17 protein-coding genes are annotated in these 15,191 nt (G+C 70.7%); 10 read left to right on the top strand and 7 right to left on the bottom strand.

All coding sequences use genetic code 11. From position 1 onward, the window contains the following. Window positions 1–6: 6 nt before the first annotated feature. From JT1_RS15970 to JT1_RS15960, 3 genes are all read right to left on the bottom strand, one after another. Window positions 7–1,236, bottom strand: coding sequence for a pilus assembly protein TadG-related protein (locus JT1_RS15970; protein WP_068328797.1), 1,230 nt, complete (start codon window positions 1,234–1,236; stop codon window positions 7–9). Further along, window positions 1,224–1,637: a TadE/TadG family type IV pilus assembly protein gene (locus JT1_RS15965; protein ID WP_169702038.1), complete on the bottom strand. Its 414-nt coding sequence runs from the start codon at window positions 1,635–1,637 to the stop codon at window positions 1,224–1,226. The genes JT1_RS15970 and JT1_RS15965 overlap by 13 nt, the downstream gene beginning before the upstream one ends. A 131-nt stretch (window positions 1,638–1,768) precedes the next feature. Next, window positions 1,769–1,957 (bottom strand): Flp family type IVb pilin, encoded by a 189-nt coding sequence (locus JT1_RS15960; protein WP_068328791.1) that lies wholly within the window; start codon window positions 1,955–1,957, stop codon window positions 1,769–1,771. Between the two features lie 389 nt (window positions 1,958–2,346). On the opposite strand from JT1_RS15960, the gene JT1_RS15955 reads away from it, so the two are divergent. Next, window positions 2,347–3,018, top strand: a complete 672-nt coding sequence (locus JT1_RS15955) for a prepilin peptidase (protein WP_068328787.1) — start codon at window positions 2,347–2,349, stop codon at window positions 3,016–3,018. On the opposite strand, the gene JT1_RS15950 is transcribed toward JT1_RS15955, so the two are convergent. Together JT1_RS15950 and JT1_RS15945 are read right to left on the bottom strand one after the other, a co-directional pair. Next, window positions 3,019–3,873, bottom strand: coding sequence for a transglutaminase-like domain-containing protein (locus tag JT1_RS15950; protein WP_068328784.1), 855 nt, complete (start codon window positions 3,871–3,873; stop codon window positions 3,019–3,021). Window positions 3,874–3,931: 58 nt separating this feature from the next. Beyond that, window positions 3,932–4,282 (bottom strand): ArsR/SmtB family transcription factor, encoded by a 351-nt coding sequence (locus JT1_RS15945; protein WP_068328781.1) that lies wholly within the window; start codon window positions 4,280–4,282, stop codon window positions 3,932–3,934. 78 nt (window positions 4,283–4,360) lie between these two features. On the opposite strand from JT1_RS15945, the gene arsM reads away from it, so the two are divergent. Genes arsM through JT1_RS15920 form a run of 5 tightly spaced genes read left to right on the top strand, consistent with a single transcriptional unit; the run spans window position 4,361 to window position 7,761 of the window. After that, a complete protein-coding gene (arsM, locus tag JT1_RS15940) occupies window positions 4,361–5,185 on the top strand; it encodes an arsenite methyltransferase (protein ID WP_068328779.1) in 825 nt (274 codons plus the stop codon). After that, complete coding sequence (gene arsB, locus JT1_RS15935; RefSeq protein ID WP_068328776.1) at window positions 5,185–6,285, top strand: ACR3 family arsenite efflux transporter; 1,101 nt, start codon at window positions 5,185–5,187, stop codon at window positions 6,283–6,285. The genes arsM and arsB overlap by 1 nt, the downstream gene beginning before the upstream one ends. Continuing rightward, the gene (locus tag JT1_RS15930) at window positions 6,282–6,899 is read left to right on the top strand and encodes an arsenate reductase ArsC (protein ID WP_068328772.1); all 618 of its coding nucleotides are present in this window, start codon (window positions 6,282–6,284) and stop codon (window positions 6,897–6,899) included. Before arsB ends, JT1_RS15930 begins: the two co-directional genes overlap by 4 nt. A gap of 23 nt (window positions 6,900–6,922) precedes the next feature. Then, the gene (locus tag JT1_RS15925; protein WP_068328769.1) at window positions 6,923–7,345 is read left to right on the top strand and encodes an arsenate reductase ArsC; all 423 of its coding nucleotides are present in this window, start codon (window positions 6,923–6,925) and stop codon (window positions 7,343–7,345) included. Then, entirely contained in the window at window positions 7,342–7,761 is a 420-nt protein-coding gene (locus JT1_RS15920; protein WP_068328766.1) for an arsenate-mycothiol transferase ArsC, read from the top strand. Before JT1_RS15925 ends, JT1_RS15920 begins: the two co-directional genes overlap by 4 nt. Before the next feature lie 24 nt (window positions 7,762–7,785). Here the strand turns inward: JT1_RS15920 and JT1_RS15915 are convergent, their stop codons facing one another. Beyond that, entirely contained in the window at window positions 7,786–9,294 is a 1,509-nt protein-coding gene (locus JT1_RS15915; protein ID WP_218005627.1) for a SulP family inorganic anion transporter, read from the bottom strand. Between the two features lie 209 nt (window positions 9,295–9,503). Between JT1_RS15915 and JT1_RS15910 the strand changes: the two genes are divergently transcribed. Then, on the top strand, window positions 9,504–9,926 hold the full coding sequence (locus JT1_RS15910; protein WP_068328758.1) for a helix-turn-helix domain-containing protein: 423 nt from the start codon (window positions 9,504–9,506) through the stop codon (window positions 9,924–9,926). 55 nt (window positions 9,927–9,981) lie between these two features. Then, window positions 9,982–11,667 (top strand): ribonuclease J, encoded by a 1,686-nt coding sequence (locus tag JT1_RS15905; RefSeq protein ID WP_068328755.1) that lies wholly within the window; start codon window positions 9,982–9,984, stop codon window positions 11,665–11,667. Here JT1_RS15905 and JT1_RS15900 read toward each other — a convergent pair. Then, complete coding sequence (locus JT1_RS15900; protein ID WP_068328752.1) at window positions 11,642–12,184, bottom strand: YbaK/EbsC family protein; 543 nt, start codon at window positions 12,182–12,184, stop codon at window positions 11,642–11,644. The two genes, JT1_RS15905 and JT1_RS15900, sit on opposite strands and share 26 nt — an antisense overlap. A 58-nt stretch (window positions 12,185–12,242) precedes the next feature. Here JT1_RS15900 and JT1_RS15895 point away from each other — a divergent pair, with 58 nt between their 5' ends. Together JT1_RS15895 and pgm are read left to right on the top strand one after the other, a co-directional pair. Further along, window positions 12,243–13,451 carry a sigma-54-dependent transcriptional regulator family protein gene (locus tag JT1_RS15895; RefSeq protein WP_068328749.1) on the top strand — a complete coding sequence of 403 codons (1,209 nt, stop codon included), beginning with the start codon at window positions 12,243–12,245 and terminating at the stop codon, window positions 13,449–13,451. 17 nt (window positions 13,452–13,468) lie between these two features. Next, window positions 13,469–15,124, top strand: coding sequence for a phosphoglucomutase (alpha-D-glucose-1,6-bisphosphate-dependent) (gene pgm / locus JT1_RS15890; protein WP_068328746.1), 1,656 nt, complete (start codon window positions 13,469–13,471; stop codon window positions 15,122–15,124). Window positions 15,125–15,191: the final 67 nt, after the last annotated feature.

Raw genomic sequence — 15,191 nt, 5'->3', positions numbered from 1 at the left:
CGCTGGTCAGCCGGCCGGGACGATGCTGCGAGCACCGCGGTCCTCGCCGCCCAACCCGCCGGAGTCGACGGGCTTGAGGCTGGAGGTGAACCAGCCCCAGATGTAGCTGACGGAGTCGTTGCACTTGCCCGTGCACACCGTCGCCGGTCGCTGGTAGATGTCGTAGCTCTTGGTCGGGGCGGCCGAGGACACGCCGTTCCACCCCGCGAAGTAGAAGGACGCGACGCCGGAGATCTTGTACTCCGCACCCCCACCCGTGCCCTTGGTCTCTACGTAGATCGGGATGAAGACCTCGGTCCCGATGTACTTCTTCAGCTCGTCGGCAAGGCATCCCTCGCTCGTGCCGGGGCCGCCGCCCACCCAGCCGTCCGAGACGTCGGCCACGCAGCCCTCGTTGTCGAGCCAGGAGAAGCCGCCCGGGTAGGTCGCGCCCGGGCTGCCCTCGCACTTGTGGTCGGCGCTGTCGTGGGTGAAGATGCCCGTCGCGTAGTCCCCGGACGAGATGGAGGTGGGCAGGACCGGCGGGGCGCTCCCGTTGGGCGCCGGCGTGTACGGAGGGGACGGCGCGTACTTGGAGCCGGGCACCCCGCCGACCGAGGTCTTGTTCGCCCAGTCGCATGCCCCGATCGTGATGGGCAGCGTGTTTCCGGTGCTTCCGGCAGGGCCGTACGCCGCACGGGCGCACGCAGTCGTCCCCGAGTCCCCGTCGCTCCCGCCGGTCAGGACCCGCGAGAAGGGGAGGAAGAGCTCGTCGTCGCCCGACGTCGTGAGCGTGCGGGTGTAGGTCTCGACGTAGGGGATGCTCGCGCCGGTCCCGGTGAGCCAGGACGGCAGGGGCGGGCACTCGCCCAGGTCCCCGATCGAGCCCGTGGCGAGGCAGGTGGGGAGCGACCCGATCCCGCGGCCGCACGCGCCGTTCGGCGCGCCGTTCACGGTCCGGTTGTCGTACTGCATGCGCTCGTCCCCGGCATTGGGGTTCAGCAGGTCGGACACCGCGGTAGGAGCGCACCCGGCCGCGTCCTCAGCGCACTCCTGGGCGAGAGCCAGCGAGGTGGCGTCCGCGCCGTTCTGCAACTGGCGGCGCTCGTAGGTGAGGTTGCCGAGGTCGACACTCACGGCCAGCATGCCGATGATCATCAACCCCGAGAAGAGGACGGCCACGATGACCGCCGCGCCGCCGCGCTCACCCTGCAGACGCCGTGAAGCGTGCGAACGGATACGAGTCAGCCACCGCACCTCATCACCGCCTTGGCCCGTGCCGGCGGCAGGGTCCCGCTGGCACCGAACAGGCTCATGGCCGGGTCCAGGAGGATCCACTCGAAGGTGCCAGTGGCGACGACCTCGGCGTCACCTCCCACACCTGCGGTGCACAGTTGCGGTGTCGTGACCGCCAAGCCTTGGACCACGCCGGCGGCCTTCTCGGTCCGCAGGACAATATTCGGCTGGGACTCACCCAGCACCGCGACGCGGGCACCCTCGCGGACCGCGTTGGTCAGCTGGATCTCGGTCAGGAAGTATCGGCCGAAGTCGACGATGCCGGCGATCATCAGGAACAGCAGGGGCAGGACGAGTGCCATCTCGACTGCGGCAGCGCCCCGTTGGCGCCAAGCAGGACGGGAGTGTCCGGTGCGTGCCATGGTCCACCCCTTCGAGGCGTCGTCGTCATGGAGGTTGGGACCACTCATGGGTCCGGGTCATGGATCGGATGGCATCCGCGGCGGGGGTGGGCAGGAACGGCACCCCCGCCGGGGACTGCCACCGGGCTCTATCAGGGGGTGACGGTGATCGCCTTCTCGACCTTTTCGAAGGCCGCGTTGATGTCGGTGCCGAGCGTGGTGACGGCGAGCACGATCACGGCCGCGATGAGCGCGACGATCATGCCGTACTCCACGGCGGTCGCCCCCTTCTCGCGCTGGACCGTGAGCAGGGACTGGAGGCGGACGTAGAGCTCGATCATGGTTCTCTCCTTGTGAAAAGGCGCCGAGGAGCCCCGGACGGGCACGGCGTGTGGCGGGTGGTGCTGTGGTCGTCAGACCAGGTCCGTCGACGACGGGCCGAAGAAGGGCCGGCGGCCCGGTGCGGGCTGGCGGCGAGAGCCGTTGCGGCTGAAGGGACCTCGTGAACGACCGAGGTGCAGGGACGTGGTGCAGGGACGGCAGGACCAAGGCATGGCACTGCCGTACAACTGGTTGGATCTGGTCTTCCCCCGAAGTGCTGTCTCAGGAATTCCTGGCCAACTGATTCGTAACCGTAAGGGCTTGGTCAGGTTTTTGCCAGAGTTTCTTCAGTAAAATTTTCAAGGGGTCCGAATCGACGAGTCCCGCGGCCGCCGGTAGGGTCGATTTCGTGCCCGACATCGCCGCCCTCTCCGTGACCCTGCTCGGCGTCCTCGCGGGGGTCGCGCTGCGGTTCCGGCTGACGCGCCTGAGCTACCGGCTGGACGACGAGCGCGAGCTGTCGCGCCCCCCTTCGTGGTGGGTCGTCCCGATCACGGCGATCGCGAGCGTCCTTGTGTGGCAGTCGATTTCGCCCGAGAACCCGCCCGTCGTCCCGGCGGTCTACGTGCTCGCCAGCTGGGTCATGGTGGCGCTCGCCTTCATCGATCTCGACGTGCACCGACTGCCCGATCGCATCCAGCTGCCGGCCTACCCGACCGTGCTGGTGCTGCTCGTGGCATGCAGCATCGCGAGCAGCGACTGGGGTGCGCTCGTCCGCGCGCTCGTCGCGGGCGTGGCCCTGTTCGTCCTTTACCTTTTCCTTGCACTTCTACCCGGAGGCGGCATCGGCTTCGGTGACGTCAAGCTCGCCGGCCTGCTCGGGATGCTCCTCGGGTGGCTCTCGTGGACCCACGTGATGCGCGGGACGGTCGCGGCGTTCCTCATCGGCGGCCTTGTCGCGGCGCTCCTACTGGTACTGCGCAGGGTGAAGCGGGACGACGAGTTCCCTTACGGCCCACCGATGCTCGTCGGCGCGGTGGGCGCGCTCATCGCGCCCTTCGCGCTCGGGGCGATCGGCTGATCAGGCCAGACGCACGAGGGCGTCCGGGTCCTCCTGGGGCAGACGCCCCTCGGTGAGCACGGCTGTGACGGCCTGCCGGTTGAAGTTCATCCGGCCCCCACGAGTGGTAAGGAAGGCCGTGTCCGCGGCGTCGCGGCCGGTCGCGATGCGGACCATCGCCTCACGCGGAGCGAGCCGGGTCGCGTCGACGATGTGCCACGCGTCCTCGACCCAGGCCTCGGCGACGGCGTGGAAGTCCATGGGCTGCAGGCCCGGCGCGTAGACCGAGACGAGCCGTGCCGGCGTGCCCAGCGCGCGCAGCAGTGCGACGACGACGTGCGCGAAGTCCCGGCACACCCCTGACGCCTGGAGGATCGAGTCGACCGCACCGTCGGTGCCGCGGCTCGAACCGGAGACGTAGGCCATGTGCGAGTTCACCCACTCCGCGACCGCACGCACGCGCTCGACCCCGGTCTGCGACGGGAAGAGCTGGGCGGCCATGGGCGCCAGGCGATCCGACTCCGCGTACCGGCTCGGGCGGGTGAAGGCCCAGCGGTCGAAGTCGATCTCGGGCCCGACCTGGTCGCCCACCGGACGGGTGATGTCGACGAGCGCCGAGTAGGTCACCTCGAGCCAGCCGCTGCCCACGTCCTCGACGAGGTGCAACCGCGTGCCGTGGTTGCCCGCGAGCTCGCGGGCCTCGACCCGACGACCGGCCGCGTGGATGAGGATCTCCTCCTCGAGGATGTCGTGCGCGCTGGACACCGCGAAGGACAGCAGTGCCTCCCGGACGCCGTTGGTCCCGTAGGCGAACTTGGTCCCCACCCGCGCCTGGAGCGGGGTGGAGTCGGCGTCGACGATCGCGAGGTCGGTCATGGGTCCATCCGACCCCGCCCGGGCACCCCAGGTCAAAGCGAAGGGAGCGCCGCTCGCCTCACACCGTCGCCGGCACGGCCAGGAAGGCCGAGAGCGCGCCGAGGGTCTCCGGCGCGATGCGGTACCAGACATAGGTCCCGCGACGCTCCGACGTGACGATCCCGGCCTCGCGCAGGGTCTTCAGGTGGTGCGAGATCGTGCCCGCGGACAGGGCGAAGGCCGGGGTGATGTCGCAGACGCACACCTCGGGCTGGGCCGCGATGAGGCTCGCCAGGCGCAGGCGCACCGGGTCGCCGAGGGCCTTGAACACCGGCGCCATGCTCACCGCGTCGGCCTCGCTGACCGGCGCCTCGGTGAGGCCGCCACACGTGACGACCGGCTCGACGGCGAGGTGGGTGCGGGAGCTCATGGAGCCATCTTGACATATGTCAAAACAGCCTTCACGCTGGGACCGCTGATTGGCCAACCATCAAAGCAGGAGCTCACCGTGACCCGGCAGGACATCCACGACGTGGTCCGCGAGCGCTACGCCTCCGCCGCCCGCGCCGCCCTCGACCCGACGACGACCTCGACCTGCTGCGGCAGCACGGCGACCGACCCGATCACGGTCGGGCTCTACGAGGGGACGGACTCCCCTTCGGACACCGCACTGGCCGCCTCCCTCGGGTGCGGCAACCCGACCGCACTGGCCGACCTCTCGCCCGGTGAGGACGTGCTCGACCTCGGATCCGGCGGGGGCCTCGACGTCCTGCTGTCCGCGCGACGGGTCGCCCCCGGCGGCACCGCCCTCGGTCTCGACATGACCGACGAGATGCTCGAGCTCGCTCGTCGCCACCAGGCCGAGGCCGGCATCGACAACGCGCGCTTCCTGAAGGGGATGATCGAGCAGATCCCGCTGGCGGACGCCTCCGTCGACGTCGTCATCTCCAACTGCGTCATCAACCTCTCGCCCGACAAGGACGCCGTGATCCGCGAGGCACACCGCGTGCTGCGTCCCGGTGGCCGCTTCGCCGTCTCCGACGTCGTGCTCCTCCGCGAGATCCCCGACGCGCTGCGGGGCGTCGTCGGCCTGTGGACCGGGTGCATCTCCGGCTCGCTGCTCGACACGGACTACGTCGCCAAGCTCACCGCCGCCGGCTTCGCCGACGCGGGCGTCGAGGTGACCCGACGGTTCGACCGCTCCGACCTGGAGGACATGTCCGACCTGGTCGGCGAGCGGCTGCCGCCGGGCTGGACCCTCCCAGGTGTGCTCGACGCGCTCGACGGCTCCTTCGCCAGCGCATTCGTCCGTGCCCGGAAGGCAGCCCGCTGATGACCACCACCACCGCCCGACCCCAGTCGCCCGCTCGTCTGTCGACCCTGGACCGCTGGCTCCCCCTGTGGATCGGCCTGGCCATGCTCGCCGGCCTTCTCCTCGGACGACTCGTCCCCGGCCTCGGCGGAGCGCTGAGCGCGATCGAGGTCGACGGCATCTCGCTCCCGATCGCCATCGGTCTGCTCGTCATGATGTACCCGGTGCTCGCCAAGGTCCGCTACGACCGGCTCGACACGGTCACGAGCGACCGGCGCCTGCTCGGTTCCTCTCTCGTGCTCAACTGGCTCGTCGGGCCTGCCCTGATGTTCGCCCTCGCCTGGTTGATGCTGCCCGACCTGCCCGAGTACCGCACCGGTCTGATCATCGTCGGGCTCGCCCGGTGCATCGCCATGGTGATCATCTGGAACGACCTCGCCTGCGGTGACCGCGACGCAGCCGCGGTGCTCGTGGCCATCAACTCGCTCTTCCAGGTCGTCGCGTTCGCCGCGCTCGGCTGGTTCTACCTGTCGGTCCTGCCCGGCTGGCTCGGTCTCGACCAGGCGGCGCTCGACGTCTCCGCGTGGCAGATCGCCAAGTCCGTGCTGATCTTCCTCGGCATCCCGCTGCTCGCGGGCTACCTGACCCGCCGGGGTGGCGAGCGCCGGTGGGGCCGTGAGCGCTACGAAGCCTCATTCCTGCCGAGGATCGGCCCGTGGGCGCTGTACGGGCTGCTCTTCACGATCGTCCTGCTCTTCGCCCTGCAGGGCGAGGCGATCACCTCCAAGCCCGGTGACGTCGCCCGCATCGCGCTGCCGCTGCTCGCGTACTTCGCGATCATGTGGGGCGTCGGCTACCTCACCGGTCGGCTGCTCGGGATGTCGTACGAGCGCACGACCACCCTCGCCTTCACCGCCTCGGGCAACAACTTCGAGCTGGCGATCGCCGTGGCGATCGCGACCTTCGGCGCCACGAGCGGGCAGGCCCTCGCCGGGGTCGTCGGTCCCCTGATCGAGGTCCCCGTCCTCGTCGGCCTGGTCTACGTCAGCCTCGCGCTGCGCCACAGGTTCCCTCACGCCTCGCCCGGGGGCGCGGCCCGCCCCGCCGAGGAGCTGTCATGAGCGCCCACGCCCACGACCCGTATGCCGACATCGTCGACGACCTGACGTACGCGTACGACGGCGTCTTCTCCCCGGAGACCGTCGCCACGGTCGTGCGCGAAGCCCGCGAGCTGCTCGAGCCCCGCGCGACGATCACGCGGTACCTGCCGATCTTCGTGGCCCGTCAGGCCCGCGAGCAGCTGATGACGGTCGCCCAGGCCGAGGGGCGGGTCGCCAAGCAGGTGCCCGAGGTGCTCTTCGTCTGCGTGCACAACGCGGGTCGCTCCCAGATGGCTGCGGCTCTCACCGAGCACCTCTCGGCCCGTCGCGTCCACGTCCGCTCTGCCGGCTCGCAGCCCGCCGACGAGGTCAACCCCGTCGTCGTGGAGGCCCTCGCCGAGCGCGGCATCGCCCTCACGACGCCGTACCCCAAGCCGCTCAGCCACTCCGCCGTGCAGGCCGCCGACGTCATCGTGACGATGGGCTGCGGCGACGCCTGCCCGATCTTCCCCGGCAAGCGCTACGAGGACTGGGACGTCGCCGACCCGGCCGGACAGCCCCTGGAGGCGGTCCGGGACATCCGCGACGACATCCAGGGCCGCGTGACCGCGCTGCTGCGCGCCGTCCTCTCCTGACCCACCGCCCACCCGGAGGCATCGTGACCGACCACCCTTCCGTTCTCTACGTCTGCGTCCACAACGCCGGCCGCTCGCAGATGGCCGCCGCCTACACGCGCGCGCTCTCCGGCGGGGCCGTCGAGGTCCGCTCCGCCGGTTCGGCGCCTGCCGACTCGATCAACCCCGCTGTCCACGGGGCCATGCTCGAGGAGGGCATCGACCTGTCGGCCGAGCGGCCGAAGGTGCTGACCACCGACGCGGTGCAGTCCTCCGACGTCGTCATCACCATGGGGTGCGGCGACGCCTGCCCGATCTTCCCCGGCAAGCGCTACGAGGACTGGCAGCTGGAGGACCCGGCCGGTCAGGGCGTCGAGGCCGTCCGTCCCATCCGTGACGAGATCCGGGGCCGCGTCGTCGCGCTCCTGTCCTCGCTCGACGTGCCCGTGCAGGACTCCTCGCGATGAGCCGCCCGTCGGTGCTCTTCGTCTGCGTCAAGAACGGCGGGAAGTCGCAGATGGCCGCGGCCCTCATGCGCCAGCGTCACGGCGCCGACGTCGACGTGCACTCCGCGGGCACCCGACCGGGAGACGCACTCAACGATGGCTCGGTCGCCGCACTCGAGGAGGTCGGTGCCGACGTCGGGGGCGAGCACCCCAAGCCCATCGACCCGGCGCTGCTCGACGCCGTCAGCCTCGTCGTCGTCATCGGCGACGAGGCCCGGATCGACGCCCCCGGCCGCGCGCCGGTCGACCGGTGGGTCACCGTCGAGCCGTCGCTGCGCGGCATCGAGGGCGAGGAGCGGATGCGCCTCATCCGTGACGACCTGACCGAGCGGGTCGACGCCCTCGCCGCACAGATGACCCGCTCCGTCTCCCCGTGAGGAAGGGGGTCGGACCCCCCTTCGTCAGTGGTCGGCGACCAGGCGCCCGCTGAGCCGATCGTGACGGTCCGCCGACGCCTGGTTGAGCCCGACGATCTCCACGCTCTTGCCCAGCCGCTCGTACTTGGTGCGGATGCCGTCGAGCGCGGCCACGGTCGAGGCGTCCCAGATGTGGCTGTCGGACAGGTCGATGACGACTCGAGCAGGGTCCCCGGCGTAGTCGAACTGGTAGACGAGGTCGTTGCTCGTGGCGAAGAACAGCTCACCGTTGACCTTGTAGACCCTCACGTCGACCGCGCCGTCCCCGTCGACATCGGTCTCCGCGATCCGCTCGACGTACGCGAAGTGGGCCACCCGCCGGGTGAAGAAGATCATCGCCGCGACGACACCGAGGATCACCCCGTAGGCCAGGTTGTGCGTGACGACCGTGACGGCCACGGTTGTCGCCATGACGAGGTTCTCGCTCTTGGGCATGCGCCGGAGCGTGGCGGGGTGGACGCTGTGCCAGTCGAAGGTCGCCACCGACACCATGACCATCACGGCGACGAGCGCGGCCATCGGGATCATGCCCACGAGCGGTCCCGCACCGACGACGAGCGCCAGCAGGAAGGCCCCGGCGAGGAATGTCGAGATCCGGGTCCGGGCTCCCGAGACCTTGACGTTGATCATCGTCTGGCCGATCATCGCGCAGCCGCCCATGCCGCCGAAGAGGCCGGAGGCCATGTTGGCCACGCCCTGGCCCCAGGTCTCCCGGGTCTTGTCCGAGTGGGTGTCGGTGATGTCGTCGACGAGCTTGGCGGTCATGAGCGACTCGAGGATGCCGACGAGGGCCATGGCCAGTGCGAAGGGGCCGATGACCTGGAGCGTCTCGAGGGTGACCGGGACGTCGGGCAGGAGCAGCTGGGGCAGCGACTCCGGCAGCTCGCCCTGGTCGGACACGTCCGGCAGGGTCCATCCGCCGGCCCAGACGACGGCGGTGACGGCGACGATCGCCACGAGGGGCGCCGGCACCAGGGTCGTCAGTCGGGGCAGGCCGATCATGATCAGGATGCCGGCCGCGACCATGGGGTAGACCAGCCACGGCACACCGACCAGGTAGGGCAGCTGCGCCATGAAGATCAGGATGGCCAGGGCGTTGACGAAGCCGATCATCACCATCCGCGGGATGAAGCGCATGAGCTTCGCCACGCCGAGCAGGGACAGGACGATCTGCAGCACGCCCGCGAGGATCACGGTCGCGAGGAAGTAGTCCATGCCGTGATCCCGGGCGACGGGGGCGATGACGAGTGCGACCGCGCCCGTCGCCGCCGAGATCATCGCGGGCCGGCCACCGACGAAGGCGATCGTCACGGCCATGACGAAGCTGGAGAACAGCCCCACTCGCGGGTCGACGCCCGCGATGACCGAGAACGAGATCGCCTCGGGGATCAGGGCGAGCGCCACGACCAGACCGGCAAGGACCTCGGTCCTCAACCGGCGAGGATCGCGAAAGGCAGCGCGGGTGGAGGTCTCGCGTTCACAGGCCTCGGGCACTGCCGATAGGCCGGAGCCGGCGGGCGCGGTACTGACGGCAGGGTCGGGCACGGGGATCCTTCAGGACGAGGCACGGAGAGCACGGCAACCCTACCGTGACGTTAGGGTAGCCAGATCCCGGTCGCGAGTCCGTGTCGACCTGCCACGGTGGGGCGGCTGCCAGACGGTAGCCTTCCGCCCATGCCTGCTGTCGCTGACGGGATGAGGACGTGAACGACGACCCCCACGTCCACATCGGCCAGGTGGCCTCCCGCACCGGCCTGTCGCACCGCACCCTGCGCTACTACGAAGAGATGGGGCTGCTCACTCCCAGCGCGCGCACCGAAGGTGGATTCCGCCTCTACGGCCAGGCTGACGTCGAGCGCCTCCTGCTGATCAAGCCGATGAAGCCGCTCGGGTTCTCGATCGAGGAGATGCGTCAGCTCGTGGACGCCCTTGATGTCCTCGCAGACCCCACCGCGAACGCGGCAGACACATCGTCGGCCCGAGCGCAGGTCGATGCGATCCACGCGGACGCACTCACACGGGTGACCGAGCTGAGAGCGGCCACCGCGCGTGCAGAGGCCTTCACCGACGCCTTGGCTCAGCTCGCTCTGCCCAGGCCACCGACGAACGACCCTGCCGGTCCGTGAGCGTAGTGTCGTGTGCAGTCCAACGCACCGCTGAGCACGCCCCCGAGGAGATCACATGAGCCACCCGCACCTCGAGCTGGGCGCACCACCTGCACTCCCCAAGGGCGCCCTGCGGGTCATCCCCCTGGGTGGCCTCGGCGAGGTGGGGCGCAACATGACGGTCCTGGAGCACCGGGGCAAGCTGCTGGTGATCGACTGCGGCGTCCTGTTCCCCGAGGAGCACCAGCCCGGCGTCGATGTCATCCTGCCGGACGTCACCTTCCTGAAGGATCGCATGGACGACGTGGTGGGCATCGTCCTGACCCACGGCCACGAGGACCACATCGGCGCCGTGCCCTACCTCCTGAGGCACCGCAACGACATCCCCCTGATCGGCTCGCGACTCACCTTGGCGCTGATCACCGCAAAGCTCAAGGAGCACCGGATCAAGCCCACGACCCTCGAGGTCGTCGAGGGCGACCACCGAGACCTGGGCCCCTTCGGGTGCGAGTTCGTGGCGGTCAACCACTCCATCCCCGACGGCCTGGCCGTCGCAGTGCGCACCGCAGCAGGCTTGCTGCTCCACACCGGCGACTTCAAGATGGATCAGTTCCCGCTCGACAAGCGGCTGACCGACCTCCCCGCCTTCGCCCGGCTGGGGGCGGAGGGCGTCGACCTCTTCCTCACCGACTCCACCAACGCGGAGGTGCCCGGCTTCACCACCTCCGAGAAGGACCTCGCGCCGGCCATCGAGACCGTCTTCCGCACCGCCCCGGGACGGGTCATCGTCTCCAGCTTCGCCAGTCACGTCCACCGCATCCAGCAGGTGCTGGACTCGGCACATCGCAACAAGCGCAAGGTCGCCTTCGTCGGCCGATCAATGGTGCGCAACATGGACATCGCACGACAGCTCGGCTATCTCGATGTCCCACGCGGGCTCGTCGTCGACGTCAAGGAGCTCTCGAAGTTGCCCGACCGCAAGGTCACCCTGGTGTGCACCGGGTCGCAGGGTGAGCCCATGGCCGCGCTCTCCCGGATGGCCAGCGGCGACCACCAGATCCGTATCGGGGACAACGACACGGTGCTGCTGGCGTCCTCGCTCATCCCGGGCAACGAGACCTCGATCTCGCGCGTCATCAACGGCCTGATCCGGCGGGGCGCCGACGTCGTGCACAAGGGCAACGCCAAGGTGCACGTCTCCGGTCACGCCAGCGCCGGCGAGCTGGTCTACTGCTACAACCTCGTCAAGCCGCGCAATGTCATGCCGGTCCACGGGGAGTGGCGCCACCTGCGCGCCAACGCCGACCTGGCGATCGCCACGGGCCTCGACCCCGAGCACGTCGTCGTCGTCGACGACGGAGTCGTGGTCGACCTGCAGGACGGCGAGGTGCGCGTCACCGGCAAGGTCCGTGCCGGGTATGTCTACGTCTCAGCCGGCACCGTCGGCGGCGTGACCGAGGAGAGCCTGCGCGACAGGGTCACGCTGAGCCAGGAAGGCATCGTCACGGTGCTCGCGCTGATCGACATCGACACGGGCAAGCTCGTCGAGCCGCCGGAGTTCCTCACGCGGGGCCTGGGTGCCGACGAGTCCCTCTTCGACGAGGCGATCCCGGCCATCGAGAAGGCGCTCACGGCCGCAGCGGCAGACGGTGTCGGTGACCCGATCGATCTCGAGAAGCGGATCGGGCGCGCCGTCTCCCAGTGGGCCGGGCGCAAGCACCGTCGCAATCCCCTGGTCATCCCCGTGGTCGTCGAAGCGTGAGCTGAAGCACCTCGGCGCCCTGCAGCCCGGCCAGCTCGGCGGCGTCGACGAGCAGCTTCGAGCCGCGCACCCCGGAGCCGATGACGACCTCGCCGGCCGCGACGACGGCCTCGTCGACGAGGACCGGCCAGTCCTCCGGGAGCCCGACGGGCGTGATCCCGCCGTACTCCATCCCCGACAGCTCGACCGCCTCGTCCATCGGCGCGAAGGAGATCTTGCGCGCATCGACGTGCCGGCGCACGACGCCGTTGACGTCCGCCCGGTCCGTCGCGAGGACGAGGACGGCGGCGTGCCGCGTCTCCCCTCCCCTTCGGCCTGCGACGACGACGCAGTTGGCGGACAACTGCGGCGGCGACGCATAGGCCTCGCAGAAGGCGGCGGTGTCCGCCAGCTCGGGGTCGATCTCGGCCACGCGGGCCGAGGGGACCGCCGCGATCGCGGCGGCGACGGGCGCGGCGAGCAGGTCGGTGCGCTCGGCCGCCGGAGTCCAGGTCAGGGTGCCGGCTGCGGTGCTCATCCCTCGACTCTAGGCCCCGCCCGGTCTACCCTGACCGGGGACCACGAGGAGGTGGCCGATGGTGGAGTCGGGCCGACGGCGCACGCTGCAGCGCGCCTGGGAGCACTGGCGCGAGGGCAGTGCCCCCGAGCAGGTGCGCCCCGAGATCCTCTCGTCGTGGGAGCGGTCCGCCGAGCACCTGCCCGCCAGCGTCGACGCGGCCCCCCTGGCCGACGAAGGGGAGACCGCCAGCCTCTTCGCGGAGTCACCGCTGTCGGCCGCGGTCGCCCGGCTCGAGGGGGCGCTGCGGTCCGCGGCCGAGGACGGCGACCTCGTCGTCGCTGTCACCGACCCCCAGACACGGATCCTGTGGACCTATGGCGGGCGGGTCATGCGCAGCGCTGCCGAGCAGGTCAACTTCGTCGCCGGCGGCCGGTGGGACGAGGGCAGCGTCGGGACCAATGCGCTCAACCTCGCGCTGCGCACGGACTCCGTCTCAACCGTCTTCGCCGCCGAGCACTACGCCCCGATCATCCACAACTGGGTCTGCTGGGCCGCGCCCGTCCACGACCCGGTGACCGGTGCCCAGCTCGGGGTGCTCGACCTGTCGACGACGTGGGACCGCAGCCACCCCATCGGCGCCGCCACCGCCCAGGCGCTGGCGCGTCTCCTCGAGACGGCGATCCCCGCCTCGTCGATCGCCTCGACGCTGACCGTGCCAGCGCAGCAGGGGCTGCACCTACGGCTGCTCGGCGCGAGCGAGGTCCACCTCGACGGCTCGCGCCTGCTGCTCACCCGCCGCCAGGTCGAGATCCTCGCGATCCTCGCGCTGCACCCCGACGGGCTCTCGCTCGGCGAGCTGCACGCCCACCTCTACGGCGACGAGCGGGTCTCGACGAGCACCCTGAAGTCGGAGGTCAGCCACCTGCGCTCGGCCCTCGGCGGCCGGCTCGCATCGCGCCCCTACCGACTCGACCTGCCGGTGACGAGCGATGTCGACGCCGTCCGGGCCGCCGTGCGGCGCGGTGACGCCCGGGCCGCCGTCGACGCCTACGGCGGCGACCTCGTCCCCGGGACCAGCTCGCCGCTGCTCACCGAGACGGCCGACTACCTCGCCGTCGCCGTCCGCGAGTGCCTGCTCACCGACCCCGACCCCTCGGCGGTCCTCGCCTACAGCGAGGTCGTCGCCGACACCGAGGTGCTGCAGCGGGCGCTCGACGAGCTGGGCGATGGGCGCCACCCGGCCCGGGCACCGCTCACCGCGCGGCTGGCGGCGGTGCTGCGGTAGGGCGGTAGCGTCGCACCATGAGCGCAGCCGATCGCGCGGGCCAGCCCGCACTGCCCGAGGACCTCATCGACGTCAGCCACGTCGTCACCGCCTACTACGCGGTCCAGCCCGACCCCGAGGACGTCGACCAGCAGGTCGCCTTCGGCACGAGCGGGCACCGGGGCTCCTCGCTCACCGCGTCCTTCAACGAAGCCCACATCCTCGCCACGACCCAGGCGATCGTCGACCACCGCCGCGCGGCCGGCATCGACGGCCCGCTCTTCCTCGGCCGCGACACCCACGCCCTCTCCGAGCCGGCGTGGACCACCGCCCTCGAGGTCCTCGTCGCCGGCGGCGTCACCGTCCTCGTCGACTCCCGCGACGGCTACACCCCGACGCCCGCGATCTCGCACGCGATCCTCACCGCCAACCGGGGCAAGGACCTCACGGCGAAGGGGGGTGGCCTCGCCGACGGCATCGTCGTCACCCCGTCGCACAACCCCCCGAGCGACGGCGGCTTCAAGTACAACCCGCCCCACGGCGGCCCCGCCGACACCGACGTCACGAGCGCCATCGCGGACGCGGCCAATGCACACCTGCGCGATGGGCTGCGGCAGGTGCGGCGGACTCCCTTCGCCCGGGCCCGGGCCATCGCGACCGACCACGACTACCTCGACGCCTACGTCACCGACCTGCCCGATGTGGTCGACCTGCAACGGATCCGGGACGCCGGCGTGCGGATCGGTGCCGACCCGATGGGCGGCGCGGCCGTGCACTACTGGGGCGAGATCGGCGAGCGGCACGGCCTCGACCTCACGGTGGTCAACCCGCTCGTCGACCCGACGTGGCGGTTCATGACCCTCGACAAGGACGGCAGGATCCGGATGGACTGCAGCTCGCCGTCCGCGATGGCCAGCCTTGTTGCACAACGCGATCGGTACGACATCGCGACCGGCAACGACGCAGACTCCGACCGGCACGGCATCGTCACGCCCGACGCGGGGCTGATGAACCCCAACCACTACCTCGCCGTCGCGATCCAGTACCTGCACGGCGGCGCGCGAGCGGGATGGACGAGCCGGCGCATCGGCAAGACGCTCGTGTCGAGCTCCATGATCGACCGCGTCGCGGCCGACCTCGGCATGGACCTGTGGGAGGTGCCGGTCGGCTTCAAGTGGTTCGTCCCCGGCCTGCTCGACGGCTCGGTCGGCTTCGGCGGCGAGGAGTCGGCCGGCGCCTCTTTCCTCCGCCACGACGGGTCGGTGTGGACCACTGACAAGGACGGCATCATCCTCGCGCTGCTCGCCTCCGAGATCCTCGCGACCACCGGTCGCTCTCCCAGCGAGCACTACGCCGACCTCGTCGCGCGGCACGGCGAGCCCGCCTACGCCCGCGTCGACGCGCCCGCGACCCGTGAGCAGAAGGTTGCCCTCAAGGCCCTCACCCCGGCCGCTGTCTCCGCGGACTCCCTTGCAGGAGAGGCGATCACGGCCAAGGTCACCGAGGCCCCTGGCAACGGCGCGGCCATCGGTGGGCTCAAGGTCACCACCGAGTCGGCGTGGTGCGCCGCCCGCCCGTCGGGCACCGAGGACGTCTACAAGATCTACGCCGAGTCCTTCCGCGGGCCCGAGCACCTGGCGCAGGTGCAGGCGGACGCCAGGGCCATCGTGGACGCGGCACTGGGCGGCGCCTGACCACCCGCCTGACCGACCCGGGCAGGCCACGGACTACCCGTTAGGGCAGTTACGGCCGTCCTCTCAC

This window comes from Janibacter terrae NBRC 107853 (assembly GCF_001591405.1).
Lineage (GTDB): Bacteria > Actinomycetota > Actinomycetes > Actinomycetales > Dermatophilaceae > Janibacter > Janibacter terrae.
The sequence above is the reverse complement of the archived record's forward strand: the minus strand, read 5'-3'. Positions and strand labels throughout refer to the sequence as shown.